The organism is Dermacoccus sp. PE3 (assembly GCF_001021715.1).
GTDB lineage: Bacteria > Actinomycetota > Actinomycetes > Actinomycetales > Dermatophilaceae > Dermacoccus > Dermacoccus abyssi.
Window position 1 is genome coordinate 240,957 of the sequence record NZ_LDCM01000004.1, and the last position, 23,866, is coordinate 264,822.

At 68.3% G+C, this 23,866-nt stretch carries 29 protein-coding genes and 1 riboswitch; of the genes, 14 read left to right on the top strand and 15 right to left on the bottom strand.

The genetic code is table 11. From position 1 onward, the window contains the following. Positions 1-42: 42 nt before the first annotated feature. From AA983_RS11510 to AA983_RS11530, 5 genes are all read left to right on the top strand, one after another. Complete coding sequence (locus AA983_RS11510) at positions 43-2,526, top strand: phosphoketolase (RefSeq protein WP_047312402.1); 2,484 nt, start codon at positions 43-45, stop codon at positions 2,524-2,526. Between the two features lie 66 nt (positions 2,527-2,592). Then, positions 2,593-2,659: riboswitch (cobalamin riboswitch) on the top strand. Between the two features lie 48 nt (positions 2,660-2,707). Then, entirely contained in the window at positions 2,708-3,454 is a 747-nt protein-coding gene (locus tag AA983_RS11515; RefSeq protein ID WP_082128877.1) for an energy-coupling factor ABC transporter permease, read from the top strand. Continuing rightward, the gene (locus tag AA983_RS11520; RefSeq protein ID WP_047312403.1) at positions 3,451-3,819 is read left to right on the top strand and encodes an energy-coupling factor ABC transporter substrate-binding protein; all 369 of its coding nucleotides are present in this window, start codon (positions 3,451-3,453) and stop codon (positions 3,817-3,819) included. Before AA983_RS11515 ends, AA983_RS11520 begins: the two co-directional genes overlap by 4 nt. 2 nt (positions 3,820-3,821) lie before the next feature. After that, a complete protein-coding gene (cbiQ, locus tag AA983_RS11525; RefSeq protein ID WP_047312404.1) occupies positions 3,822-4,601 on the top strand; it encodes a cobalt ECF transporter T component CbiQ in 780 nt (259 codons plus the stop codon). Next, the gene (locus AA983_RS11530; RefSeq protein ID WP_047312405.1) at positions 4,598-5,416 is read left to right on the top strand and encodes an energy-coupling factor ABC transporter ATP-binding protein; all 819 of its coding nucleotides are present in this window, start codon (positions 4,598-4,600) and stop codon (positions 5,414-5,416) included. Before cbiQ ends, AA983_RS11530 begins: the two co-directional genes overlap by 4 nt. 79 nt (positions 5,417-5,495) lie before the next feature. Here AA983_RS11530 and fbaA read toward each other — a convergent pair whose 3' ends face one another. Further along, positions 5,496-6,602, bottom strand: a complete 1,107-nt coding sequence (gene fbaA, locus AA983_RS11535; RefSeq protein ID WP_255352631.1) for a class II fructose-bisphosphate aldolase — start codon at positions 6,600-6,602, stop codon at positions 5,496-5,498. A 94-nt stretch (positions 6,603-6,696) separates the two neighbouring features. Then, entirely contained in the window at positions 6,697-7,437 is a 741-nt protein-coding gene (locus tag AA983_RS11540) for a TrmH family RNA methyltransferase (protein WP_082128879.1), read from the bottom strand. 68 nt (positions 7,438-7,505) lie between these two features. On the opposite strand from AA983_RS11540, the gene AA983_RS11545 reads away from it, so the two are divergent. Both AA983_RS11545 and AA983_RS11550 read left to right on the top strand, forming a co-directional pair. Beyond that, positions 7,506-8,186, top strand: a complete 681-nt coding sequence (locus AA983_RS11545) for a DedA family protein (protein WP_047312407.1) — start codon at positions 7,506-7,508, stop codon at positions 8,184-8,186. Positions 8,187-8,352: 166 nt separating this feature from the next. Then, complete coding sequence (locus AA983_RS11550; protein ID WP_047312408.1) at positions 8,353-9,120, top strand: inositol monophosphatase; 768 nt, start codon at positions 8,353-8,355, stop codon at positions 9,118-9,120. An 88-nt stretch (positions 9,121-9,208) separates the two neighbouring features. Here the strand turns inward: AA983_RS11550 and AA983_RS11555 are convergent, their stop codons facing one another. The 3 genes from AA983_RS11555 to AA983_RS11565 all read right to left on the bottom strand — a co-directional run bounded on the left by AA983_RS11555 (position 9,209) and on the right by AA983_RS11565 (position 11,416). Then, positions 9,209-9,886 (bottom strand): SDR family oxidoreductase, encoded by a 678-nt coding sequence (locus tag AA983_RS11555; protein WP_047312409.1) that lies wholly within the window; start codon positions 9,884-9,886, stop codon positions 9,209-9,211. A gap of 83 nt (positions 9,887-9,969) precedes the next feature. Beyond that, positions 9,970-10,974 (bottom strand): o-succinylbenzoate synthase, encoded by a 1,005-nt coding sequence (locus AA983_RS11560; protein WP_047312410.1) that lies wholly within the window; start codon positions 10,972-10,974, stop codon positions 9,970-9,972. A 79-nt stretch (positions 10,975-11,053) separates the two neighbouring features. After that, on the bottom strand, positions 11,054-11,416 hold the full coding sequence (locus AA983_RS11565) for a TraR/DksA family transcriptional regulator (protein ID WP_047312611.1): 363 nt from the start codon (positions 11,414-11,416) through the stop codon (positions 11,054-11,056). A gap of 69 nt (positions 11,417-11,485) precedes the next feature. Between AA983_RS11565 and AA983_RS15250 the strand changes: the two genes are divergently transcribed. Then, the gene (locus tag AA983_RS15250; RefSeq protein ID WP_197079010.1) at positions 11,486-12,022 is read left to right on the top strand and encodes an SRPBCC family protein; all 537 of its coding nucleotides are present in this window, start codon (positions 11,486-11,488) and stop codon (positions 12,020-12,022) included. Positions 12,023-12,028: 6 nt separating this feature from the next. Here AA983_RS15250 and AA983_RS11575 read toward each other — a convergent pair whose 3' ends face one another. After that, positions 12,029-12,607, bottom strand: coding sequence for a TetR/AcrR family transcriptional regulator (locus AA983_RS11575; RefSeq protein WP_047312412.1), 579 nt, complete (start codon positions 12,605-12,607; stop codon positions 12,029-12,031). A 64-nt stretch (positions 12,608-12,671) separates the two neighbouring features. Here AA983_RS11575 and AA983_RS11580 point away from each other — a divergent pair, with 64 nt between their 5' ends. Together AA983_RS11580 and AA983_RS11585 are read left to right on the top strand one after the other, a co-directional pair. Beyond that, on the top strand, positions 12,672-13,175 hold the full coding sequence (locus AA983_RS11580; RefSeq protein ID WP_047312413.1) for a DUF4188 domain-containing protein: 504 nt from the start codon (positions 12,672-12,674) through the stop codon (positions 13,173-13,175). Positions 13,176-13,191: 16 nt separating this feature from the next. Then, positions 13,192-14,013: an SDR family NAD(P)-dependent oxidoreductase gene (locus AA983_RS11585; protein ID WP_082128882.1), complete on the top strand. Its 822-nt coding sequence runs from the start codon at positions 13,192-13,194 to the stop codon at positions 14,011-14,013. Positions 14,014-14,100: 87 nt separating this feature from the next. On the opposite strand, the gene AA983_RS11590 is transcribed toward AA983_RS11585, so the two are convergent. From AA983_RS11590 to AA983_RS11610, 5 genes are all read right to left on the bottom strand, one after another. Beyond that, a complete protein-coding gene (locus tag AA983_RS11590; RefSeq protein ID WP_047312415.1) occupies positions 14,101-14,430 on the bottom strand; it encodes a multidrug efflux SMR transporter in 330 nt (109 codons plus the stop codon). Continuing rightward, positions 14,427-14,777, bottom strand: coding sequence for a multidrug efflux SMR transporter (locus tag AA983_RS11595; protein ID WP_047312416.1), 351 nt, complete (start codon positions 14,775-14,777; stop codon positions 14,427-14,429). Before AA983_RS11595 ends, AA983_RS11590 begins: the two co-directional genes overlap by 4 nt. Positions 14,778-14,848: 71 nt before the next feature. Further along, positions 14,849-15,808: a 1,4-dihydroxy-2-naphthoyl-CoA synthase gene (locus tag AA983_RS11600; RefSeq protein ID WP_047312417.1), complete on the bottom strand. Its 960-nt coding sequence runs from the start codon at positions 15,806-15,808 to the stop codon at positions 14,849-14,851. A gap of 37 nt (positions 15,809-15,845) precedes the next feature. Then, complete coding sequence (locus AA983_RS11605) at positions 15,846-16,772, bottom strand: DMT family transporter (RefSeq protein ID WP_047312418.1); 927 nt, start codon at positions 16,770-16,772, stop codon at positions 15,846-15,848. A gap of 169 nt (positions 16,773-16,941) precedes the next feature. Continuing rightward, positions 16,942-17,685: an SDR family NAD(P)-dependent oxidoreductase gene (locus tag AA983_RS11610; protein ID WP_047312419.1), complete on the bottom strand. Its 744-nt coding sequence runs from the start codon at positions 17,683-17,685 to the stop codon at positions 16,942-16,944. 325 nt (positions 17,686-18,010) lie between these two features. Between AA983_RS11610 and AA983_RS11615 the strand changes: the two genes are divergently transcribed. Next, positions 18,011-19,210: an AMP-binding protein gene (locus AA983_RS11615; protein WP_047312612.1), complete on the top strand. Its 1,200-nt coding sequence runs from the start codon at positions 18,011-18,013 to the stop codon at positions 19,208-19,210. A 42-nt stretch (positions 19,211-19,252) separates the two neighbouring features. Beyond that, entirely contained in the window at positions 19,253-20,137 is an 885-nt protein-coding gene (locus AA983_RS11620; protein ID WP_047312420.1) for a 1,4-dihydroxy-2-naphthoate polyprenyltransferase, read from the top strand. Between the two features lie 72 nt (positions 20,138-20,209). Here the strand turns inward: AA983_RS11620 and AA983_RS11625 are convergent, their stop codons facing one another. From AA983_RS11625 to AA983_RS11635, 3 genes are read right to left on the bottom strand one after another with little or no spacing between them, the layout of a single operon-like run. Further along, complete coding sequence (locus AA983_RS11625) at positions 20,210-20,995, bottom strand: cation diffusion facilitator family transporter (protein WP_047312421.1); 786 nt, start codon at positions 20,993-20,995, stop codon at positions 20,210-20,212. Further along, a complete protein-coding gene (locus AA983_RS11630) occupies positions 20,992-21,912 on the bottom strand; it encodes a cation diffusion facilitator family transporter (protein ID WP_047312422.1) in 921 nt (306 codons plus the stop codon). The genes AA983_RS11625 and AA983_RS11630 overlap by 4 nt, the downstream gene beginning before the upstream one ends. Before the next feature lies 1 nt (position 21,913). Then, positions 21,914-22,297, bottom strand: coding sequence for a helix-turn-helix transcriptional regulator (locus tag AA983_RS11635; protein WP_047312423.1), 384 nt, complete (start codon positions 22,295-22,297; stop codon positions 21,914-21,916). A gap of 76 nt (positions 22,298-22,373) precedes the next feature. Here AA983_RS11635 and AA983_RS11640 point away from each other — a divergent pair, with 76 nt between their 5' ends. Both AA983_RS11640 and AA983_RS11645 read left to right on the top strand, forming a co-directional pair. Then, the gene (locus tag AA983_RS11640) at positions 22,374-23,030 is read left to right on the top strand and encodes a thioredoxin domain-containing protein (RefSeq protein WP_047312424.1); all 657 of its coding nucleotides are present in this window, start codon (positions 22,374-22,376) and stop codon (positions 23,028-23,030) included. Continuing rightward, positions 23,027-23,599: a vitamin K epoxide reductase family protein gene (locus tag AA983_RS11645; protein WP_047312425.1), complete on the top strand. Its 573-nt coding sequence runs from the start codon at positions 23,027-23,029 to the stop codon at positions 23,597-23,599. Before AA983_RS11640 ends, AA983_RS11645 begins: the two co-directional genes overlap by 4 nt. A gap of 21 nt (positions 23,600-23,620) precedes the next feature. On the opposite strand, the gene AA983_RS11650 is transcribed toward AA983_RS11645, so the two are convergent. Then, positions 23,621-23,866 carry a DUF4229 domain-containing protein gene (locus AA983_RS11650; protein WP_047312426.1) on the bottom strand — a complete coding sequence of 82 codons (246 nt, stop codon included), beginning with the start codon at positions 23,864-23,866 and terminating at the stop codon, positions 23,621-23,623.

The window sequence follows — 23,866 nt, forward strand, 5'->3', positions numbered from 1 at the left end:
CAGGGTGGTGCCGTTGTCAGTGATCGCCGCCATACTCGAGGTATGAGCAGCGACAGCACACACGAATGGCGCAGTGGGCCGGGCGAGATCGCCGAGCGAACACTGGAATCCATCGACCGGTGGTGGCGCGCCGCGAACTACCTTTCGGTCGGTCAGATCTACCTCCTGGACAACCCCCTGCTGCGTGAGCCGCTGCAGGCGGAGCATGTCAAGCCACGCCTGCTCGGCCACTGGGGCACGACGCCCGGCCTGAACTTCCTCTACGCCCACCTCAACCGCGTCATCGCCGAGCGCTCGCAGCCGACGCTGTACGTCACCGGCCCCGGCCACGGTGGCCCCGGCATGGTGGCGAACACCTACCTCGAGGGCACCTACTCGCAGATCTACCCGCGTGTGGGGCTCGACGAGGCGGGCCTGCAGAGGCTGTTCAAGCAGTTCAGTTTCCCCGGGGGCATCCCCTCCCACGCCGCCCCGGAGACCCCCGGTTCGATCCACGAGGGCGGTGAACTCGGTTACGCACTCAGCCACGCCTACGGCGCGGTGTTCGACAACCCCGACCTTCTCGCGTTCACCGTCATCGGCGACGGTGAGGCCGAAACCGGCCCGCTCGCCACCTCGTGGCACTCGAACAAGTTCCTCAACCCGGTCACGGACGGCGTCGTCCTGCCGGTGCTGCACCTCAACGGCTACAAGATCGCGAACCCCACGGTGCTCGCGCGCATCGACGACGCCGAACTCGACGCGCTCATGCGCGGATACGGCCACACCCCGTTCGTCTTCACCGCAGGCTTCGACGACGAGGACCACACCTCGGTGCACCGGCGCTTCGCGCAGCTTCTCGACGAGGTGCTCGACGAGATCGCCCGCATCAAGCGCGAGGCGCACGAGGTCGGCGCGGAGAAGGCCGAACGTCCGCGCTGGCCCATGATCGTCTTCCGCACGCCGAAGGGATGGACCGGCCCGAAGACGATCGACGGCAAGATCACCGAGGGGCACTGGCGCAGCCATCAGGTGCCGCTGTCGAGCGCCCGCGACACCGACGAGCACCTGCACGATCTCGAGAAGTGGCTCTCGAGTTACGGGCCCGACGACCTGTTCGACGAATCCGGCTGCGTGGCCGAGGACATTCGTGGTCTCGCACCCGCGGACGAACTGCGCATGGGCGCAACCCCGTACGCCAACGGCGGTGAGCTGCGCGTCGACCTCGACCTGCCCGATTTCCGCGATCACGCCGTGGAGCGCAGCGGCGACGACGAGCGTGGCTCGGTGACATCGGAGGGCACACGCGTCCTGGGCGAGTGGTTGGCCGAGGTCATGGCTGCGAACCCGAACAACTTCCGACTCTTCGGCCCGGACGAGACGGCTTCCAATCGTCTGCAGGGCGTCTACGAGACGTCCCCCAAGCAGTGGCTCGGTGACTACGAGCCGAACGATTCGGGCGACCCCATGGCGCGTGTCGGCAAGGTCATGGAGATGCTCTCGGAGCACCAGTGCCAAGGCTGGCTCGAGGGTTATCTGCTGACCGGTCGTCACGGTGTGATGTCCTCCTACGAGGCCTTCATCCACATCGTCGACTCGATGGTCAATCAGCACGCCAAGTGGCTCAAGGTGACGAACGAGATCCCGTGGCGGCGCCCCATCAGCTCGCTCAACTACCTCTTGAGCTCCCACGTGTGGCGTCAGGATCACAACGGTTTCAGCCATCAGGATCCGGGGTTCATCGACCACGTCGTGAACAAGAAGGCCGAGGTCGTGCGCGTCTACCTGCCGCCGGACGCGAACACGCTGTTGTCGACGTTCGACCACGTCCTGCGCACGTCGCAGTACGTCAACGTCGTTGTCGCGGGCAAGCAACCGAACCCGGTGTGGTTGTCGATGGACGAGGCGGTGCGCCACTGCGCGCGTGGCCTCGGCATCTGGGAATGGGCCGGAACCGAGGATGAGGGCGGGGAACCCGACGTCGTCCTCGCCTGCGCGGGTGACATCCCGACGGTCGAGGTGCTGGCGGCCGCCGGCATCCTAAAGGACCGGCTGCCGCAGTTGAAGGTTCGGGTGGTCAACGTCGTCGACCTCATGCGTCTGCAGTCGTCCGAGGAGCACCCGCACGGCCTCTCGCAGCGCGAGTTCGATGCGATCTTCACCACCGACAAGCCGGTGGTCTTCGCCTACCACGGTTACCCCTGGCTCATCCATCGTCTGACCTACCGACGCACCGGCCACGCGAACCTGCACGTGCGCGGCTTCATCGAGGAGGGCACCACCACGACGCCGTTCGACATGGTGATGCGCAACAACCTCGACCGGTACCACCTCGTCATGGACGTGCTGGATCGCGTCGAGGGGCTCGGAGCCCGTACGGCCGGTCTGCGCCAGGAGATGCAGGACGCCCGCCTGGAGGCACGCGCGTATGCGTACGAGAACGGCGAGGACATCCCGGTCGTGGCGAAGTGGGTGTGGTCGGACGCCGGCGACACCGCCACCGAGCGCGGCGGTCCCCAGCAGGATACCGGTGGCGACAACGGCTGATCGTCGGGTGCTTGCGCCCCACGGCGACGGCGGGCGCTGCTAGGCTCCCGTCGTCGCCTCAAGATCGAGGAACCCGGTGAGAATCCGGGACGGTCGCGCCACTGTGAGCGGGTTTTCCGCGAGTCAGGAACTCGAGGGCGAAGCATTGTCGGGACGCGTCATCCCGGGAAGGTGCATTGCCATGCATATTGCCGAGGGCTTCTTGCCACCCCTCCACGCGGCCGCTTGGACGGCCGTCTCCGCGCCGTTCGTCGTTCACGGCGTCCGCCGCATCACGCAGATCACGCGTGAACACCCTGATTCCAAACTCCTGCTCGCCGGCGTCGGTGCCTACTCGTTCGTGCTGTCGGCCATCAAGCTGCCGTCGGTCACGGGCAGTTCGTCGCACCCGACGGGCACGGGTGAGGGCGCCGTCATCTTCAAGCCACCCGTCATGGCCGCGTTGGGCACGATCGTGCTCATCTTCCAGGCGTTGCTGCTCGCCCACGGCGGCCTGACGACGTTGGGCGCCAACGTGTTCTCGATGGCGATCGTCGGGCCGTGGGTCGCCTACGGCACCTACCGTCTCCTGGGCCGGGCGCCGTTCTCGGTGGCCGTCTTCTTCGCCGTCGCCCTGGCCGACCTGGCCACGTACGTCGTCACCGCCACGCAGCTGGCCATCGCGTTCCCCGACGCCCAGAGCGGCTTCTTCGGCGCATGGTCGCGCTTCCTCGGCCTGTTCGCGCTCACTCAGATTCCGCTCGCCATCGTCGAGGGCCTCATCGGCGTGCTCCTCATGAACGCCCTGCGTTCGTGGGCGGGCCCGCAGCTGCAGGGCCTCGGCTTCGGCAAGGGCCGCCGCGATGTCTTCGACGACGAGCCTGGCGAATCCGACACTCCCGCCACGACCGACGACACCCTCAACACGCCCGCCGGAGGTGCCCGATGAAGCGCTCGACCGTGTGGAAGAACGTCGCACTTCTCGCCCTGGCGGCCGTCGTGTTCGCTATCGCCCTGCTCATGGGCACCCACTCCGGCGGTGAGTTCGGCGGAACGGACGCCGCTGCCTCCGAGCAGATCGAAGAGTCGAACAAGGACTACGAGCCGTGGTTCTCGCCGATCTGGGAGCAGCCCGGCGGCGAGGTCGAATCCGGCCTCTTCGCGCTGCAGGCAGCGATCGGCGCCGGCATTCTCGGCTTCGTGCTCGGCACGTTCCGCGAGCGCCGTAAGCGTTCGACGGAAACGGCGCCGAACGCCGACGACTCCCCGCAGAACGCCGCACGCACCCCCGAGTCGACAACCCGCAGCAGCTGACCGTGGGAGCCAGGACGGGCTCCGGCCCCGCCGTCGATCGCGCCGCCTGGAGCAACCGGTGGCGCGATCGCTCCGTTCTCGAGAAGGCGGTACTCAGTCTCGGCCTGCTCGTCGTCGCGATGGTGACGAGGGCGCCCTGGCTCCACGCCGCCCTCGTCGTGGTCTGCCTGGTCGCCATCCTCGTCGGCGCCCGCGTCGAACCGAGGCTCGCCTCGCGCGTGCTCACGCTGCCGGTGGCGTTCATCGTGATCGGCGCACTCGCTGCCGCGGTGTCGATCGGCCACCCCGCTCCTGACGCCGTGTGGTCGTTCGGCCCGTTCTGGTCGGCGCCGGCGTCGATCGAGCGTTCCGTCGAGACAGTCGGCCGCTCACTCGCGGCGGCCTCGGCCCTCATGGTGCTTGCCCTCACCACCCCGATGACCGACCTCCTGACGGCGGCCCGTCGCGCCAAGGTGCCCGCGACGATGGTGGAGATCGCGGACCTCGTCTACCGGATGCTCTTCGTCCTCCTCGACGTGGCAGGCAACGTCCGCGCGACGCAGGAGGCCCGCCTTGGGTACGCATCGGCGCGCGTCGCCCGGGCCAGCGTCGCGTCGTTGCTGTCCGCCACGCTCCGAACGGCCTGGGTGCGGGCTCAGCGTCTCGGCGAAGGGCTCGAAGGGCGCGGCTTCGACGGCGCGCTCGTCGTCACGCCCCGGGCGCAGAACGTCTCAGTGCCGTTCGTCGGCCTCAGCGCTTGCGTGGTCATGGTGCTGGGCGTCGTCGCGGTGATGACCCGATGAGTGCGCTCGCCCTGCACGGGGTCAGCGTCCGGTACGGCCGCGACGCGTGGGTGCTGCGCGACGCCGACGTGGAGGTCGAGGCGGGCCGTCGCCTCGCGCTCATCGGCGCCAACGGTGCGGGCAAGACGACGCTCCTGCGGACCTTGAGCGGCAGCCTGCGGCCCACCGCCGGCGAGGTCCTCGTCGACGAGACGCCCCTGAACTTCAAGCGCACAGCACTCACCGCCCACCGCCGCGCCGTGCAGCTCGTCCTACAGGATCCGGACGATCAGCTCTTCTCCGCCGATGTCCACGCCGAGATCTCCTACGGCCCCACCAACCTCGGCCTCGACCCCGACGCCGTCCGTGCGCGGGTGGCCGAGACCGCTGAACTGTTGGGCATCACCGAGCTGCTCACCCGCCCCGTGCATCACCTCTCGTACGGCCAGCGCAAACGCGTCGCCCTCGCCGGCGCCGTGGCGATGCAGCCGCGCTTCCTCCTGCTCGACGAGCCGACGGCCGGCCTCGACCCCGCCGGATGCGCGGCTCTCCTCGCGTGTCTCGAGCGGCTCGAAGGCGCGGGCACGACCGTCGTCCTGTCGACCCACGACATGGCGCTCGTGTGGGAGTGGGCCGACACCGTCACGCTGCTCGACGCCGGGCGTGCTGTCAGTGACGATGCGGGCAACCTCCTGGGCGACGCCGACCTCCTGCGTCACGCGCAGCTCGATCGACCGTGGCAGGCGGACCTGCTCGACGCCGCGGGCCTCCCCCTCTCGGCAGCCGACCGCCCGCGTTCCCGCGCTGACGTTCTGGCGGCAGCCCTCCGCCGCTGAACGCCGCACAGCGAAACGAGCGGCCCGCCCACGATTGTTCGTGGGCGGGCCGCTCGCGTCGAACGACTCGGGTGAGGCGTCAGGCCTTCTTGGCGCCCTGGCTCTTGCCGGCGGAGCCGAGGTGCTCACACGCCTCGACGACGCGCTTGGCCATGCCCTCCTCGGCAGCCTTGCCCCAGGCGCGCGGGTCGTACTGCTTCTTGTTGCCGACCTCGCCGTCGATCTTGAGGACGCCCTCGTAGTTGCCGAGCATCCAGCCGGCGATCGGGCGGGTGAAGGCGTACTGCGTGTCGGTGTCGACGTTCATCTTGACGACGCCGTACGACACGGCCTCCTTGATCTCCTCCTCCGACGAGCCCGAGCCACCGTGGAAGACGAGGTGGAACGGCTTGTCCTCGGCCTCGGAGAACTTGGCCTTGACGGCGTCCTGCGCGTCCTTGAGCACGGACGGGCGCAGCTGGACGTTGCCCGGCTTGTAGACGCCGTGCACGTTTCCGAAGGTGAGGGCCGTCATGTAGTACACGTCGGTACCGGCGCCGAGAGCCTCGGCCGTGGCGATGGCGTCCTCGGGCGTGGAGTACAGCCGGTCGTTGATCTCGTTGTCGACGCCGTCCTCTTCACCGCCGACGACACCGACCTCGATCTCGAGGATGATGTTCGCCTGCTGGCACTTGTCGAGCAGCTCCTTGGCGATCTCGAGGTTCTCCTCGAGCGGAACGGCCGAACCGTCCCACATGTGCGACTGGAAGTACGGCTGACCGCCGTCCTTGACGCGCTCGATCGAGGCGTCGACGAGCGGGCGGACGAAGCTGTCGAGCTTGTCCTTCGGGCAGTGGTCGGTGTGCAGGGCGATGTTGACGTCGTAGTTCTTCGCCACCTCGTGGGCGAAGGCCGACATCGCGAGGGCGCCGGTGACCATGTTCTTCACCGTGGGGCCCGAGAAGTACTCGGCGCCACCGGTGGAGACCTGGATGATGCCGTCCGAACCGGCCTCGGCGAAACCACGGATGGCGGCGTTCAGCGTCTGCGACGACGAAACGTTGATGGCCGGGTACGCGAAGCCCTCACGCTTCGCGCGGTCGAGCATCTCGCGGTAAACCTCGGGGGTTGCGATGGGCATGTCCACTCCCTTGTCGATCTGCGGTTCGTGGGCCGTACCGGGTGCTGGCACCGCCGTCCGATTCATCCTTTCACGCACCACACGGACGTGGGCGTTACGGCGCCGGACGGGCCGAGGAGTGAACAGCGATGCTCAGCTTTCGGACACTGACACTGCGGGGTCATTCGCCGATGCGCTGGCCGAACACGTGCCGGCGGATCCAGGCGTGCATCGTGACGGCGGCCGCGGCGCCGGCGTTGATCGAGCGCGTCGAGCCGAACTGCGCGATGTCGAGAACGGCGTCGGCCTTCTCGAGCGCTTCCGCGCTGACGCCAGGGCCCTCCTGACCGAACAGCAGGACGCAGTGGCGCGGCAGGTCGAACGTCTCGAGGGGCACGCTGCCCGCGACGTTGTCGATGGCGTAGACGGGGATGCGCGTCGCGTTACCCGCGGCGTCAGCCGGGCCGGCAGTCGCCGCCCACATGAGCAGGTCGTCGACCGACGGGTGGTGCATCTCGTGTTGGTAGCGGTCGGTCACCATCGCGCCCCGACGGTTCCAGCGGCGCCGGCCGACGATGTGGAACGCCTTGGCGTTGAACGCGTTGGCCGTGCGGATGACGGAGCCGATGTTGAAGTCGTGCTCCCAGTTCTCGACCGCCACGTGGAAGTCGTGCCGCGACGCGTCGAGGTGCCTGACAATGGCGTCGTGGCGCCAGTATCGGAATCGGTCCTCGACGTTGCGACGGTCGCCGTCACGCAGGAGTTCCGGGTCGAAGCGAGCGTCGAGTTCACCGTCGTCATCGAGCGGCCACGGCCCCTGCCACGGTCCGACCCCGACGACGTGATCCGGACGTTCCTCGCTCGCTTCACCCACGAGCGTCAAGGGTAGTGGCCGCCCCGGCGGCCCGCGCGAACCGCTCATTTGCCCCTCACCGCCGCGGCGTTGCTCACAGGCCCCACACCGGCCACCCCGGTACGCTCGACAACGTGATGCATGCCCTCGGCCCCGACTTCATGGACCCGAACTACCTCCTCAGCCACTTCGGCGGAGCGTTCTTCTGGGTCTCCCTCGCCATCGTCTTCGTCGAGTGCGGACTGTTCTTCCCGCTCCTTCCCGGCGACTCCCTGCTCTTCGCCATCGGCATGTTCACCGCGACGTCGGCGACGAGCGGCTTCGACATCCCGCTCTACGTCTCGCTGCCCGCGCTGTGCATCGCGGCGTTCCTCGGCAACGTCGTCGGCTACGAACTCGGACGCCTGCTCGGCACACCGCTGTACGAACGCGACGGCAAGATCCTCAAGAAGAAATACTTCGAACAGACCAACGCATTCTTCGACAAGCACGGCAACAAGGCCCTCGTCATCGGCCGATTCGTGCCCATCGTGCGCACGTTCATCACCGTCGTTGCCGGCGCCAGCCACATGGAGCGCAAGCGCTTCTTCACGTGGTCGGCCGTGGGCGCCGTGCTGTGGGTCTTCTCCATCACGTTCGCCGGGTATTTCCTCGGCAAGGCCTTCCCCGGCCTCGGCAAGAACATCGACATCGCCATCATGGCCATCGTCCTCGTGAGCGTGCTGCCGATGGCCTACGAGTGGTTCGCCCACCGCCGTCGCACCAAGGCTCTCGTCAAGGAAGCCGGCGACATCATCGACCACGACCCGACGAACTGACTTCCTCGCCGCATTGTGCGGCTCGACCTCAGGCCCCCGAGAAGGTTCTCGGGGGCCTGAGGTTTTCTCGCGCGATACGACACGGTTCGGAAGATGCCCTCGTTTGCGTGTTGCACGCTCACGACGGCGACATCGCGGGCCCCCCGGGGCCACTAGGATCGGACGCGTGGATACCCAGGCCGTCCTGACCATGCTGCAAGAAGCCGCCGACGAGTTCATCAACCCCCGATTCGAATCCCTCGCCCGACACGAGGTCATGGAGAAGAACCCCGGCGACCTCGTGACGGTCGCCGACCGCGAGGCCGAGGTCGCCATCACCGCCCGCCTGCTGGACGCCTGCCCGGACGCACTCATCGTCGGCGAGGAAGCGGTCGCCGCCGACCCGAGCATCCTCGACCGAACCGAGCACGCCGATCACTGGTTCACCGTCGACCCGGTCGACGGCACGAAGAACTTCGTCCACGGCTCCCCCGACCACGGCGTCATGGTGGCCGAAATGCGCGGCGGCGACGTCGTCCGCAGTTGGATGTGGCAGCCGCAGCACGGAGTCGCCTACGTCGCGGAGAAGGGCGCAGGGGCGTTCCGCAACGGCGAGCGCATCGCCCCGCGCACCGTCGGCGAGGTTGCCCAGGGCGTCACGTCGCGCCCCACCCGCGTCGGTGAGTCGCTCGACGGCCTGCCGCCGCTCAAGCTCTCCTGGGTGTGCTGTGCCGTCGACTACCCCCAGATCGCCTCCGGCGGCGCCGACTACATCCTCTACGTCACGACGAAGCCCTGGGACCACGCACCCGGCGCGCTGTTCATCCGCGAATCGGGTGGTGTTTCCGCCTACGCCGACGGCACCGACTACGACCCGCGCTTCGAGCGCACTCCGACGCCGCTGCTCGTCGCCGCCGACCCGCAGTTGCACGAGCGCCTGCGCTCGCACCTCTGACTCGGCGCCAGCGAAGACAGAAGAAGGGGCGAGGACCACCACGGTCCTCGCCCCTTCGTCGTCATCGCGGGTTTTCCTGGGTGGACGCTCAGGCGAGCCGCTCAGACGCCGGCGCCTGGGCGACGGCCTCGGCGATCGGCACGTCACCGTCGGTGAACGGCAGCGCCTTGCCGATCGTGGAGTCGTCGGCGAGCACCGCGGCGATGACGCGGGCCACGTTGGCGCGCGACGCCTTCACGTCGCCGGGCGTCGTCGTGATCTCGATCGAACCGCTCGGCTCGTCCAGCGACAGCGACGTCGGCCCGACGAGCGTCCATTTCAGCGACGTGCCGCGCAGGTGCTCGTCCGCCTCCGCCTTCGCCTGGGCGTAGGTGTGGAAGTCGTTGTCCTCGGGCACCCCGTGATCGAGCGATGCGCCGAGGTAGGACACCATGACGTAGCGCTCGGGCCCGACGGCGGACGCAGCGTCCATCGTGCGGATCGCGGCGTCGCGGTCGACGGCGATGGTGCGCTCCGGATCGCCTCCGCCGGCACCAGCCGACCAGACGAGGGCGTCGAAGCCCTGCTCGGTGAAGAGCTTCTGCATCTCCTCGGTGCTGAGGGCAGAGATGTCGGCGACGAGCGCAGTGGCTCCGGTCGCCTCGACGTCGCCCACGTGGTCAGGGTTGCGCACGATGGACGTCACCTCGTGCCCTGCCTCGACGAGCAGCGGTGCGGTGAGCAGTGCGATCTTGCCGTGTCCTCCGACGATTCCGACGTGTGCCACGGGACCTCCTCGGTCGATTGCGTTGGTCCTTCCTGACAACGGCGACGGTGCCGTCTTTATGCCCACGCCGTCAATTCGCTCGCTCAATGGGCGGCCAGCACCTCGTAGCTCGCGGCGACGCGCTCGCGCCACCACGCCTCGCGCTCGGCGCTCGCCCGGTAGCGCTCGAGGCGTTCTGGATCGAGACGGCGGGCGTCGTCGAACTGCCCGACCGTGAGGTTGCCGCCCACCGGCACGAGCGACCGTTCGACGACGTCGCCGTCCAGCAGGTTGATCGTGCCCAGGCCACACGCGTGGTCAAGTTCCGGCAGTGCCGCCGCGAGCGCCAGGCCCGCCGCCATGCCGGGGCTCGAATCGAGCGCGGAACTGACGACCATGGGCAGGCCAGTCTCCTCCGCGATGCGCAGCGCGCCCGCCACCCCGCCGAGCGGTGCAACCTTGACGATGGCGAGGTCAGCGGCATGGAGTTCGACGACGCGCATGGGGTCGTCGGCCTTGCGGATGGATTCGTCGGCGGCGATGCGCACGTCGACGCCCGATGCGGCGAGGCTTCGGCGCACGCGCGCCAGGTCATCGACCGGCATGACGGGCTGCTCGACGTATTCGAGGTCGAAGGCCGCGAGCCGCGTGATGGCTGCGACGGCGTCGTCGACGCCCCAGCCGCCGTTCGCGTCGAGGCGCACTCTGCCTTCGTGCCCCAGCCCGTCACGCACCGCGGCGACGCGGGCAACGTCGTCGTCGAGCGCCTGCCCCTTCTCCGCCACCTTGACCTTGGCCGTCGAGCAGCCGTCGAAGCGCGCGAGCACCCGCGGCACATCGGCCGCCGGGACGGCCGGCACGGTGGCGTTGACGGCGACGACGTCACGCACCGGCTCGGGCCACCCCACGTACGCAGCCTCGAGGGCGGCCGCGAGCCATCGTGATACCTCGTCCGGCTCGTACTCGAGGAACGGGGCGAACTCCCCCACGCCGCACGGCCCCTCGATGTAGGCGATCTCGCGGTGCTGCACGCCGCGAAAGCGCGTGTTGAGCGGCAGTGAGACGACCTTGAGGCCGTCGAGCAGGTGGGAGAGCGGGGGCAACGCCATGATCAAAGCCTAGGACCAGGTCAGATGCGCGGCCCGTGGGACCCGACGCCCGCTCCAGTGCGAACGTGGCTGCCCGGCGTCATCGGCGCGGGCTCGCGTTCTCCTGCTGCGCGCAGCCGATGCACAGCGTCGCTGTCGGCCGCGCTTCGAGGCGCGCATCGCCGATCGGCCCACCACAGCGGGCACAGGTTCCGTACGCGCCGTCGTCCAGACGCCGCAGGGCCGCCTCGATTTCACGCAGCTGTTCGCGCCCCTCCTGCGCGAGCGACGCGACCTGGGCGCGTGAAACGGCCACGGTCGAGCCCTCCGGATCGTGCTCGTCGTCGAGGTTGCTGTCGCGCACCGACTCGACGATGTCGGCGAAGCTCTCGTCGAGCCCCTTGAGCCGCTGAATCGTCTCGGCACGTTTGGCGAGCAGCGCGGCGCGGGCATCGAACGTCATCCCGTCAGCGTAGACAGGCGCCGCAGTCGAACCACGTGGGAGGTCGGCCGCCGTCCGGGTGACGTTCTGGTGAACAACGCCTTCGACCGCGTCACGGCGCGTCATACGCATTTAGGTTCTTGTCATCGGGGAACGACCATCTCAGGGAGCAATCGTCATGGAGTTTTCGACAACGCAGGAATTCACGCGGACCTCGCGACGGTCTGGGCCGCACTCGGCGACCCGCAGAACTGGGTGAAGTGGATGGATGACCTCACCGACGTGAAACCTGAGGACGGTACGACGGCCCCCGGGCCCGGCGCTCGGTACAGCGCCTCCCAGGCCTGGTGGCGCTTCGACAATCAGCGCCTCACGATCCACGACTACCGGCCGAACGAACGCCTCACCTACTCCGCGGAGACCACCGGCGGCGCCGTCACGTTCGAGTACACGCTGCGCCAGGTGGACGAGCGTCGCGTCGCCGTCCACTTCCTGCTGCGCATGGACAGCACATTCGCCAAGGTGAACGCGTCCATGAGCGGCCCGCTGCTCGAGAAGAAGCTGAACGCCGAAGCCGCACAGCTTCGCGACTACTGCGAAGCGCAGACGTCGACCCGCACCGCGTGAAGCGCGTCAGCACACCCACGCGCGTTCGACGGCGTCGAGCATGACGTCGAACGCGCGAGCCGACTCCGCCTTCGGCTGAGCGGGCCACAGTTCGAGTTCGAGCGACACGGCGCCGTGCACCGAGCCCCAGATGGCGAGCGCCGCCGCCTGCGGGTCGTCGCCGTGCAGTCGCCCCGCCTCCGACAATCGCGTCACGGTGTCGAGCAGGGGCTCGAATGCCGCCGCTTCGTGCGTCTCGCCGGCACTGCCTGCGCGGCCGGTGAAGATGACGGCGTACAGGCTCGGATGCTCGATCGCCCATGCCCGGTAGGCGACGCCGAGACGCCTGAAGTCGGTGTGGGCATCCTCGCCCGTGACGGCATTCGCCTGCGCTGTGGCGAACGACAGAGTGGCCTCGTGAACGACGGCTGCGATGACGTCGTCCTTACCCCCGATGAGCGAGTAGACCGCCGTGGTCGAGACACCGGAGTCGGCGGCAAGGGAGCGCAACGAGAGTCCCGAGGCGCCCTCCGTCGCGATGACACGGGCAGCGCGTTCGACGATGCGCGCACGGTCGGCGTCGTCGTAGGTCTTGGGTCGAGGCACTTGACGACGGTAACAAAACATCGTTTTATAACAGTGTTACGTAACTCGGCGACCGGAGGCTGCCATGACCATCAACACTGCTCGCACGACTGCGACGACGGACGGCGATGTCACCGTCTTCCTCATCGGCATGCGCTTCAACTCGCTGTGGCGCCCTGACCGTTGGGGGCCTGTCGCCGTCGCAATGCCCCGGATGCTGAACCACCTCGTGCGGGACCCGGACGCCGGTTTGCTCCACCACGAACAGTGGTTCGGGCGCACCACGATCTCGGTGCAGTACTGGCGTTCCCCCGAACACCTTCACGCCTTCGCCGCGAACGCCGACGCTCCCCACCTCAAGCCGTGGCGCGACTTCCGCAAGCTCGGGCGCGAGGGACACGTGGGCATCTGGCACGAGACCTACGTGTGCCCGCCCGAGGGGTGCGAGTCGGTGTACGTCAACATGCCCGAGTTCGGCCTCGGGAAGGCGCTGGGAACCGTCCCGGTCGGACCGGGGCTGGCAACGGCCCGTCAGCGCCTGGCGCAGACCGGGGCACCTGTGGACGCCGGTGACGGCGAGATCCGATAGGGCTCACACTGGGGGCATGAATCGCGTCGCGGTCGTCACCGGAACCTCCAGCGGTATGGGCCTGCACGCCGCCGTGGCCCTCGCGAAGGCGGGGTGCACCGTCGTCGCGACGGTCCGCTCGAAGGAGCGCGCCGTCGCGCTCGAAGAGGCGGCGGCCGGAGCCGACGTCACACTCGACATCCGTGAACTCGACGTCACCGACCATGCCGCGAACGCCCGTTTCGTCGAGGGGGTCGTGCGCGATCACGGACGCCTCGACATCCTCGTCAACAACGCCGGTCGCGGCTGCGTCGGCACCGCGGAGACCCTCTCGATGGATGTCGTGCGCGAGCAGATGGAGACGAACTACTTCTCCGTCGTCGCCCTGACGCAGGCCGTCCTCCCGCACATGCGCGAGGCACGACGCGGAACGATCGTCTCGGTCACCTCCGTCGGCGGCGTGGTCGGACAGCCGTTCGCCGACGCGTACTGCGCCGCGAAGTTCGCCGTCGAAGGCTTCATGCAGTCGCTCTCGACCGTCGCCGCTCACGTCGGCGTTCGCGTCTCCGTCATCGAGCCGGCTGCCGTGGCAACCCAGTTCGTCGACAACGTGGAGAAGATCGACGGCGGACCGTATCAGGAACAGCTCGACGCCTACCTCGCGCGCACGGCGGGCGCGTTCGCGAACGCGCAGTCGGCGGAGAGCGCCGGCGAGGCGATAGCGGGCGCGGCCCTCGCCGACGAGTACCGCTTCCGCTGGCAGACGAGCGACGCTGCCGCGACGTTCGCCGGGGTGTCGCTCGGCGACCTCGACGGCTCGCGGGTTCTCGGTATGACGACGCCCTGGACGCAGGCCTGATCGGCTCGACCGACCCCGCACCGCAGCGAGCGACGATGCCTTCGGGCTCGCCACACTGGCGTTGGTCCCCGCGAGAGGAAAGCCGGCTCAGTGCGCGCCGCTGGCGCCGAGCTCGATGAGCAGCACACCCACGACGATGCAGCCGATGCCGACCCACATCGTCCGGGTGAGAGGCTCGTCGAAGAGCACGCGGCTCGCGAGCGCCGTGAGCGCGACGCCGCAGGCGGCCCACGTTCCGTAGGCGACGCCGAGCGGGACGCCTGCGGCCAGCGTCAGGGCGAGCAGGGTGAACGCGGCGAGGTATCCCGCCACCACGGAGGCGTACCAGCGCCGACGCCCGGTGACGGTGGCCTGCCGCAGCGAAAGGGTTGCCGTCACCTCGCAGATGATGGCGACCGCCAGGTAAGCCCACCTCACGACGCTGCCTCCACCGTGTCGCTCGCCTTGGGGTGCGATCCGAACTCGACGAGCAGAACACCTGCGATGACGAGGAGCACGCCGAGGTCCATGAGGGGCGTCAGAGGTTCACCGAAGATGGCGGCACTGAGAACGGCGGTGAGTGCGACGCCCGTGGCGCCCCAGATGCCGTAGGCCTTGCCGACGGTCATTCCCGTACGCAGCACGAGCGCGAGCAGAGCGAGTGACGCCGTGTACCCGACGGCGGTGAGGACGTACCAGGCGGGCACATCGACAGCCGCCTTCATGGCAAGCGAACCGGAGACCTCACACGCGACCGCAACGGCCAGCAACCACCATGCTCTCACCGCTCCAGTGTCTCCCTCGGCGTCGATTTCTCGCTGGTTCGCTTGTCCGACAGGGCAGTACGAAATGCCGATCAGAAGTACCAGGGGAAGCCCGACCAGTCGGGGTCGCGCTTCTCGAGGAACTGGTCGCGCCCCTCGACAGCCTCGTCGGTCATGTACGCGAGGCGCGTGGCTTCGCCGGCGAAGACCTGCTGGCCCATGAGGCCGTCGTCGGAGAGGTTGAACGCGAACTTCAGCATGCGCTGCGCCTGCGGCGACTTGCTCATGATCTCGCGGGCCGCCTGGAGGGCATCCGACTCGAGTTCGTCGTGCGCGCTGACGATGTTGACCGCGCCCATGCGGTGCATGTCGTCGGCCGTGTACGTGCGGCCGAGGAAGAAGATCTCGCGCGCGAACTTCTGGCCCACCATCTTCGCGAGGTACGCGGAGCCGTAGCCGCCGTCGAACGAACCGACGTCGGCGTCGGTCTGCTTGAAACGCGCGTGCTCGCGGGAGGCCATCGTCAGGTCGCAGACGACGTGGAGGCTGTGGCCGCCACCGGCTGCCCACCCGTTGACGAGGCAGATGACGACCTTCGGCATCGTGCGGATGAGGCGCTGCACTTCCAGGATGTGCAGACGCCCACCCTCGGCCTTGACGCGCAGTTCGTCGACGCCGGACGCCGTCTGGTCGCCGTCGTGGTCGGCCGCGTACTGATAACCCGAGCGGCCGCGGATGCGCTGGTCGCCGCCCGAACAGAACGCCCACTTGCCGGCGCTGCCGGTGCCCTCGGGGCCGGGGCCATTGCCCGTGAGGAGGACAACGCCGACGTCCGGCGTGCGACGCGCGTGGTCGAGAACGCGGTACAGCTCGTCCACGGTGTGCGGGCGGAACGCGTTGAGCACCTCAGGGCGGTCGAACGCCACGCGCACGCAGCCGAGTTCGACGCTGCGGTGGTAGGTGATGTCCGTGAGATCCTCGAACCCCTCGACGACCTTCCAGGCCGTGGGGTCGAACGGGTTGCCCGGCTGCTTCTGCGTCTCGTCACTCACGCCGGTCAGCCTATCGGTGCCTCCTCGGCGTGGTGCGTCACGCGTGAACGGACGCCGTCACCTCGTCGGGGGTGTCCTCCGGCGGCGTGATGGTGCTGGCCGAGCGTGACGCAGTGATGGCGGAGCCGGCGCCGGCGATGACGACGAGCGCCACCGCGAGGGCGCTGACCGTGCCGAAACCCTGATCGAGCAACAGCCACCCGGCGAGCGCCGCGATGACGGGCTCGAGCGCCAGCAGCACCCCGAACACCGCCTTCGGTAACAGGCGCAGCGCAGAAAGTTCCAAGCCGTACGGAATGACCGACGACAGCATGCCGACGCCGAGCGCCAGCATGAAGAAGTGGGTGTCCGTGAGGCCCTCGACGGCCCCGGGAGCACCGAACGGCATGATCGCGAGCGTGCCGATGACGAGTGCCATCGCCAGACCACCCGCACCGTCGAGGAGCGAGCCGACGCGCTCGCTCGCCAGAATGTAGAGGGCCCAGAAGAAGCCCGCGCCGAGCACGTACGCGACGCCCACCGGGTCCAGCGAGCCGCCCACGTCGTCGAGACCGAGCATCGCGACGCCGGCGAGGGCGAGGCCGATCCACGCGAAGTCGCGCAGCTTGCGCGAGAGCACCGCCGCGAGACCGAGCGGGCCGAGGAACTCGATGGCCACGGCCGGACCGAGCGGAATACGCGCGATCGCCTCGTAGAACAGGCCGTTCATGCCGGCCAACGACAGACCGAACGCGACGACGGCGAACCACTGCTGCTTCGTCCAGGTACGCAGCTTCGGACGGGTGACGAGCAGCAGGAGCACGGCAGCGAAGCCGAGACGCAACGTCGTCACACCCGCGGCGCCGATCTCCGGGAAGAGCTGGACGGCGAGGCCGGCACCGAACTGCAGCGACGCGCAGGATCCGACGACCATGAGCACCGCGGGGGCTGTGCCGCCCCGGGTGCGCAGACGTGGGGTCGACAACGAGCCACCTCCTGAGAGCGCTTCGGGCCGACGCGTGGACCCGATCAGTCATGAATGCGGCCATCCGATCGGGCCGCATTCACCCACCGTAGAGCCGCGGCATGCCGCGTTGGACGAGGGTCCGCCCGCCGAGCAGTTCGGCGGGTGGAACGCGCGTCGGGCGCGCCGGTCAAGACGTGCGGAACACCTTGTGCTGGGCCGCCTGAGCGCGCGGGCGCACGACCATCTGGTCGATGTTGACATGCTCCGGCAGCTCCGCGATGTATGTGACGGCGTCGGCGATGTCCTCCTGCGTCAGGGGCGCCTCGACACCTGCGTAGACGGCTGCGGCCTTCTCCTCGTCACCGTCGAAGCGCACGAGCGCGAACTCGTCGCTCTTGACCATGCCCGGGTCGATCTCGCACACGCGCACGGGCTTGTCGAACAGTTCGAGGCGCAGCGAACCCATCATGGCGCGCACCGCATGCTTGACGCCGCAGTACCCGCCGCCACCCTCGTACGAGACGAGCCCGGCCGTCGAGCCGATCGTGATGATGACGCCGTGCGCCGCTTCGAGGGCGGGCAGCGTCGTCTGGATCGTCGAGAGCGTGCCGAGCACGTTGATCTCGTACATGCGACGCCAGTCGTCGAGGTCGGCGCTCGCCACGGGGTCGGTGCCGAACGCTCCCCCGGCGTTCGCGACGAGGACGTCGACGCGGGGCCCGGCCTCGGCGGCGAGACGCTCGACGTCCTCGCGGTTCGTCACGTCGCACTGGACGGCGCGGCCGTCGATCTCGCGAGCGAGCTCCTCGATGCGATCGAGGCGACGGGCCGCGCACACGACCTCGTAGCCCTTCGCCGCGAGCGCGCGGGCGCTGGCCCGCCCGATGCCGCTGCTCGCACCCGTCACCACTGCCACCTTGCGATTCGTCATGGGCTCATTGTGTCGCGTGGTCTCCACAATGAGCGCTCAGGTCCGCGGTGGAGGGCTGCAGATGAGTACGGTCAGAACTGTGCGCCACGCGATCCTCCGCAGGCGATGAACTCAACGCCTGAAGGGGAGCCATGGTCCGTATCGGAGTCGCCGTCATCGTCGTCGGCCTGGGCCTGTGGGGCCTCCTTCAGGCCCGACGAGACTGACCCCTCCCACAGTTGGTGACGGTTGGGGTAGTTGGTGACGGTCAGGCGTCACCAACTACCCCAACCGTCACCATGTACCCTGCGCGGGCTCGCCGACCGGCGTGACTAGGGTGAAGGACATGCCCGAGCTCGTTCCGTTCCCCGTCGACCGCGCCGACATCACCGGCTACTACGAGGCCCTCGCCGCCGCCCTCGATGGCGCGGGACCGGCGCTCGCGCCGTACGAGGCAGGCGCCCCGGCACCCGAGTTCGACGCCGCCGCACTCGCCGCCGCACCGGACGACCTCGCCCTCGTCGTCGCGACGAGCGGCTCCAACGGTACCCCCAAACGCGCGATGCTGACGCGCGGCGCTCTCGTCGCGAGTGCTACCGCCACCCACGACCGCATCGGCGCCGGCACGTGGCTTCTGCCACTGCCGCCCCACCACATCGCCGGCACCCAGGTGATCGTCCGCTCCATCGTCTCCGGCACGACGCCCACCGTCCTCGACGCCTGGGGCCTCGAGGGCTTTACGAAGGCGACCGGCCTCGTCGCCCGAAACGCTCCCCCGTTCTCGCCGATCCACACGAGCCTCGTGCCCACTCAGTTGCGCGACCTGCTCGACGGTGACGACGAAACACACACGCGCGCCCTCGCCGCGGCCCGGCGGTACCGCAGCATCCTCGTCGGCGGCTCGGCCACACCCCGCGCCTTGCTGGAGCGGGCCCGTGAGGGGGGCCTCTCCGTCGTCACGACGTACGGCTCGAGCGAGACCTCCGGCGGTTGCGTCTACGACGGCACCCCGCTGGACGGCGTCGGCGTACGCGTCATCGAGCCCGACGACGACGGTGTCGGTCGCATCGCCCTCACGGGCCCGATGCTCGCCGCCGGCTATCTCGGCGACCCCGAGCGCACCGCCGTCACGTTCGTCGACGAGGCCGGCCAGCGTCACTTCCTCACCGACGACCTCGGCAGCTTCGACGGCACCCTCGCCATCACCGGTCGCATCGACGATGTCATCACGACGGGTGGCTACAAGGTGAGCCCGCGCGTCGTCGAGGAAGCCGTCCAACGCGTGCCCGGAGTACGCGACGCTGTGGTTGTCGCCCGCCCGCACGAGCGTTGGGGCCAGACCGTCGCTGTGGCAATCGTCACGGACGCGGCCGTCGATGCAACCGAGGAACTCTCCGAACGTCTGCTCACCGAGTGCCGAAAGTTGTTGCCGCCGTATGCGGTTCCACGATTGGTCCGCTACGAGGAGGCCCTGCCGCTGACGGGCGTGGGCAAGCCGGATCGCGCGTTCGTCGCTCGCCATGACCAGTGGCAGAATTTGCGCTAGCACTTCTGCTTCCTTGCCGATCCGACGGAGAACAAGACACCGATGGCCACGCTCAACCAATGGGTCGAAGGCGCACGCCCCCGCACCCTGCCCGCCGCCGTTGCACCGGTCTCCGTGGGCACCGGCGCCGCGTACGCGCTGGACCGGGGCAACGCCGGCTTCGCACTGCTCGCGCTGTTCGTGGCGCTCTTCCTCCAGATCGGCGTCAACTACGCCAACGACTACTCCGACGGCATCCGCGGCACCGACGAGGACCGTGTGGGGCCCGTTCGACTCGTCGGTCAGGGCCTCGCGAACCCGTCCAACGTGAAGCTCGCCGCGTTCGCCAGTTTCTTCGTGGCCGCCTTCGTCGGGCTCGCGCTCATCACGCTGGCCAACACCCCGTGGCTGCTGCTCGTCGGGGTTGCCGCCATCATCGCCGCGTGGAAGTACACCGGCGGTAAGAACCCGTACGGCTACCAGGGCCTCGGCGAGGTCTTCGTGTTCATCTTCTTCGGCCTCGTCGCAGTGCTCGGCACCACGTACACCCAGGCCAAGGAGATCTCCGTTCCGGCGATCGCCGGCGCTGTCGGCGTCGGTGCCATCGCCTGCGCCATCCTGGTGACGAACAACCTGCGCGACATCCCCTCGGACTCCGAGGTCGGTAAGAACACCCTCGCCGTCCGGCTCGGCGACCGCGCGACGCGCATCTTCTACACCGTCCTGGTGGCTGTCGCGGCCCTCGCCGTGGGCGTCTGCGCCGTCTACCACCTGCCCGCCGCCGCCGGTTTCGTGTCCCTCGTCCTCGCGGTGCCGCCACTGCGTCGTGTTCTCGGCGGGGCCACGGGCCGCGACCTCGTACCCGCCCTCGCCGGCACCGGACGTTTCCAGCTCGCCTACGGCATCCTGCTCGGCGGGGGCCTCCTCGCCGCGCACTTCATGAACTGACCACGGTCACCGATGACGATCGGGCCGGGCACCTCAATGGAGAGTGCCCGGCCCGATCGTCATCCGCGGACTTCACGCGTCAGAGCTGCGCCCCAACTGCACGAGCTGCGGCGTGGACGACTTCGAGTGCTCACCCGAGCAGCAGCCGTCTGCGCAGGCATCGACACGCTCGGGTCCGGTGGCAACGTTGCCGGAGCAGCAGTCGTCGACCGTGGGGGTTGCCGAGCAAGGGGTACCTGAGTTCCCAACGGCACAGCAGCCTTCCCCGTGCCATGCCTGCCAACCCTCCCGGGCGGCGACCGCAGCCAGGGCGAGGGCCGCGATCGGATCGGCCCACCACCATCCGAACAGTGCATTGAGCCCGAGTCCCACGAGGAGCACGACCGACAGATACGTGCACAGCAGCGTCTGTGTCGAATCGGCGACAACCGATCCCGAACCGAGCTCTCGACCCGTGGATCGCTGGGCGTAAGACAGGAACGGCATGATCACGACGCTCAACGCCGCGAGTAGCATGCCGACCCACGAGACATCCGGCGCCTCCCGCCGCACGAGCGCCGAGATGGCTTCGTAGCCGACGAACAGCGCCAACGCAGCAAACCCGAAGGCCATCGCCTTCTGCGCGGTCTGCTCCCTGGACTCTGGCATGGCATGACGGAACTGCCACAGGATGATGAGGCCGCTTGACACTTCGATGATCGAGTCGAGACCGAAACCGACAAGACCCACCGAGCCCGCAATCTTGCCGGCGGAAATGGCAATGAACGCTTCGACGGTGTTGTAGAGCACCGTCGCGAGCGCAAGCCACTGCGCCCGGCGCCCGAGGGCGGCCCGACGTTCAGCAGTCAATGTCGTCACCAATCCGCCCCTTCACAGTTCTCGACGCCGGTCTCCACCTGGAGCGTCGCGTGGGCAATGCTGAACTTCGTTCGCAGCAGGTCGCTCGCTTCTCGCAGGGCTACGCCGTCGCGGGCACCCGTTGGGGAGGCGACGACGTGAGCTGTAGCGACATTCATTCCGCTCGTGAGCTGCCACACGTGTAGGTCGTGCACGTCCTCGACCGACCCGAGGGCTTCGAGCGCCTCGAGGATCTCGCGCGGCTCGACGTCGGCAGGAGCGTGCTGGCCCAGCACAGCGAGCACCTCACGCCCGAGCATCACCGCGCGTACGGCAACGAAGGCCGCTATGGCGAGGGCGATTCCTGTGTCCCACCACGTTGCGCCGGTGAATCGAACGAGAAGTGCGGCGGCGATGACCCCGACGGAGCCCAGGCTGTCCGCGAGAACCTCGAGGTAGGCGCCGCGCACGTTCAGGCTCTCGCTCGCCCCGGCGCGCAACAGCGCGATGCTGATGAGGTTGATGACCAGCCCGATCGCACCGACGACGAGCATGACGCCCGAAGCCGGCTCGCCCGGGGACCCGAAACGTCCGATCGCCTCCACCGCGATGTAGATCGACACGCCAAGCATGACGAGCACTGCGAACCCGGAGGCGAAGACCTCAGCGCGGTAGGAGCCGAACGTGCGGCGGCCTGTCGTGTCCTTCCGTGTCGCGATGCGTGTGGCGACGAGCGCCGCACCCAACGTCACGACGTCGGCGGCCATGTGGCCGGCGTCGCTGATCAGAGCCAGTGAGTCCGAGAGCAGACCTGCGACGAGTTCGACGACGAAAAACGCGAGAACGAGGCCGAACGAGACCGCCAGGCGCCACCGATGACGCCCTGCGGCCGAAGTGCCTTCAGCGGCCGTGGGGCCGTGCGAGTGACCGTGCCCCATCTCAGGACTTACTCGTGTCGTGATCGATGTGCGCCCGCGTCACGTCGAGCAACATGCGCACGTGGCCGTCCGAAAGGCGGTAGAAGACGTTTCGGCCCGCTCGACGACCGATGACAACCCCGGACGACCTCATCAGACGTAAAGCCTGTGAGACAGTCGTTTCCGTCACCCCGGTCGCCTCCGCGAGATCACAGACGCAGAGCTCCCCCGCGTCGAGCAGTGTGTAGAGCAGACGGGTTCGAGTGGGATCGCCAAGCAGCTTGAAGACGCTGCTGATCTCCTCGATCACCTCGAGCGGCGGCAATGCCTCCATCGCCAAAGCGACCTTGTCGGGGCAGTCGGCCCCCGGCGCACAAGCATCGAGCGCTTCGACATTCGACGACACGAGCAACTCCTTAACATCTGATCAATTGAACAGATGTTAGCGTAATCCCACTGTCGCCCGCCGTACAAGGATGAGCATGAAGAAGCCCGCCCTCGCCGCCGCACTTGTCGTCGCGATCGTTGCCGCCGTCATCGTCGCAGTGATATTCCTCAACAGGACCCCAGAACCGAAGCCGACGCCGTCCGCATCCGGGGACACGGCCGTGTCCAACCTCGCCGCCCCTGACAGCCACCGGCTGCAAAAGGCACCCGACGGCTCACCGGTCCTCGTCGAATTCCTCGACTTCGAATGCGAGGCGTGCCGCGCCGCATACCCGTTCGTCGAGGAACTCCGCAAGGACTACAAGGGCAAGGTCACCTTCGTCATCCGCTACTTCCCGCTGCCGGGCCACAAGAACTCCATGACCGCCGCGCTCGCTGTGGAGGCCGCGGCACAGCAGGGCAAACTCCAGCAGATGTACTCCACGATGTACGAACGTCAGACACAGTGGGGCGAGAAGCAGACATCCCAAGCCTCCGTGTTCCGAGGCTACGCGCAAGAACTTGGCCTCGACATGGCCGCCTACGACAGGGCCGTGGCGTCCCCCGCCACCAAGGCCCGCGTCGAGAAGGACTACAAAGCCGGCCTGGAAGCGGGCGTCGAAGGCACCCCGACGTTCTTCCTCGACGGCGAAAAGGTCACCGTCGACTCCATGGAGGCTTTCCGTTCCCTCATCGATGAAGCGGTGAAGTGAGCAGCTCCGCGGGCGAGCGGCGGCAGAGCATCGCCCTCGTCGGCCTGTCTGCCGTCGGCCTCGTCTGCTCCGTCATTCTCCTGATGGAAAAGCTCGCACTGCTGGCCGATCCGGAGCACGTCCCGAGTTGCAGCATCAATCCCGTCGTCGCCTGCGGCTCGGTCATCACCTCGTGGCAGGCAAGTGTCGTGGCAGACCTGCCGAACCCTGTACTGGGGATCGTGGGTTTCAGCATCGTGATGACCGCCGGCGCCCTGGGCGCGGGCGGCCTCCACTTCAGCCGCTGGGTTTGGGTCGGCTTGCTCGCCGGCGTCCTCGTGGGGTTTGCCTTCGTCCACTGGCTCATCTGGCAGAGCCTCACCGTGATCGGGGCGCTCTGCCCCTACTGCATGGTGGTGTGGGTCGTCATGCTCGCGTTGGTCACCGTCGCAGTTCGGGCCGGCGCCTCGGAAGGCGCGGTACCCGCGGCGGTCAGCCGCTGGGCACCCAGCGCAGCTGTCATGTGGCTCGCACTCCTCGTGCTCGCCATCTTCCTACGATTCCAGGACTACTGGCTGACCCTGGTGTGACGGGTGGATGAGTCCGACGAACTACTCGTCGTTGTCCTCGGCCTCGCGCAGTTCCTTGGAGCGCTCGCGGCGACGCTCGACGCGGCTCTCCACGACGTCGACCGTCTCCTGACGGAAATGGTTGAGCGCGAAGAAGCTGATGACCGTCGAGGCGATGGCCGCCACGATGAGCAGCAGGAAACCACGGAGCCCTACGAGCCAGCCGACGCTGAGGCAGCCGAAGAAGACGAGGAGGCGCAGGACGGTGTAGCGCGCGACAGGTGCCAT

What these genes read in the sequence shown, in the direction of transcription:
- AA983_RS11610 (WP_047312419.1), bottom strand. Translation starts at nt 17,685, where the DNA reads ATGACGAATCGCAAGGTGGCAGTGGTGACGGGTGCGAGCAGCGGCATC.
- AA983_RS11545 (WP_047312407.1), top strand. Translation starts at nt 7,506, where the DNA reads ATGCATGCCCTCGGCCCCGACTTCATGGACCCGAACTACCTCCTCAGC.
- AA983_RS11640 (WP_047312424.1), top strand. Translation starts at nt 22,374, where the DNA reads ATGAAGAAGCCCGCCCTCGCCGCCGCACTTGTCGTCGCGATCGTTGCC.
- fbaA (WP_255352631.1), bottom strand. Translation starts at nt 6,602, where the DNA reads ATGAATCGGACGGCGGTGCCAGCACCCGGTACGGCCCACGAACCGCAG.
- AA983_RS11585 (WP_082128882.1), top strand. Translation starts at nt 13,192, where the DNA reads ATGAATCGCGTCGCGGTCGTCACCGGAACCTCCAGCGGTATGGGCCTG.
- AA983_RS11520 (WP_047312403.1), top strand. Translation starts at nt 3,451, where the DNA reads ATGAAGCGCTCGACCGTGTGGAAGAACGTCGCACTTCTCGCCCTGGCG.
- AA983_RS11515 (WP_082128877.1), top strand. Translation starts at nt 2,708, where the DNA reads ATGCATATTGCCGAGGGCTTCTTGCCACCCCTCCACGCGGCCGCTTGG.
- AA983_RS11560 (WP_047312410.1), bottom strand. Translation starts at nt 10,974, where the DNA reads ATGGCGTTGCCCCCGCTCTCCCACCTGCTCGACGGCCTCAAGGTCGTC.
- AA983_RS11630 (WP_047312422.1), bottom strand. Translation starts at nt 21,912, where the DNA reads ATGGGGCACGGTCACTCGCACGGCCCCACGGCCGCTGAAGGCACTTCG.
- AA983_RS11650 (WP_047312426.1), bottom strand. Translation starts at nt 23,866, where the DNA reads ATGGCACCTGTCGCGCGCTACACCGTCCTGCGCCTCCTCGTCTTCTTC.
- AA983_RS11615 (WP_047312612.1), top strand. Translation starts at nt 18,011, where the DNA reads ATGCCCGAGCTCGTTCCGTTCCCCGTCGACCGCGCCGACATCACCGGC.
- AA983_RS11620 (WP_047312420.1), top strand. Translation starts at nt 19,253, where the DNA reads ATGGCCACGCTCAACCAATGGGTCGAAGGCGCACGCCCCCGCACCCTG.
- AA983_RS11530 (WP_047312405.1), top strand. Translation starts at nt 4,598, where the DNA reads ATGAGTGCGCTCGCCCTGCACGGGGTCAGCGTCCGGTACGGCCGCGAC.
- AA983_RS11565 (WP_047312611.1), bottom strand. Translation starts at nt 11,416, where the DNA reads ATGACGTTCGATGCCCGCGCCGCGCTGCTCGCCAAACGTGCCGAGACG.
- AA983_RS11540 (WP_082128879.1), bottom strand. Translation starts at nt 7,437, where the DNA reads ATGAGCGGTTCGCGCGGGCCGCCGGGGCGGCCACTACCCTTGACGCTC.
- AA983_RS11580 (WP_047312413.1), top strand. Translation starts at nt 12,672, where the DNA reads ATGACCATCAACACTGCTCGCACGACTGCGACGACGGACGGCGATGTC.
- AA983_RS11510 (WP_047312402.1), top strand. Translation starts at nt 43, where the DNA reads ATGAGCAGCGACAGCACACACGAATGGCGCAGTGGGCCGGGCGAGATC.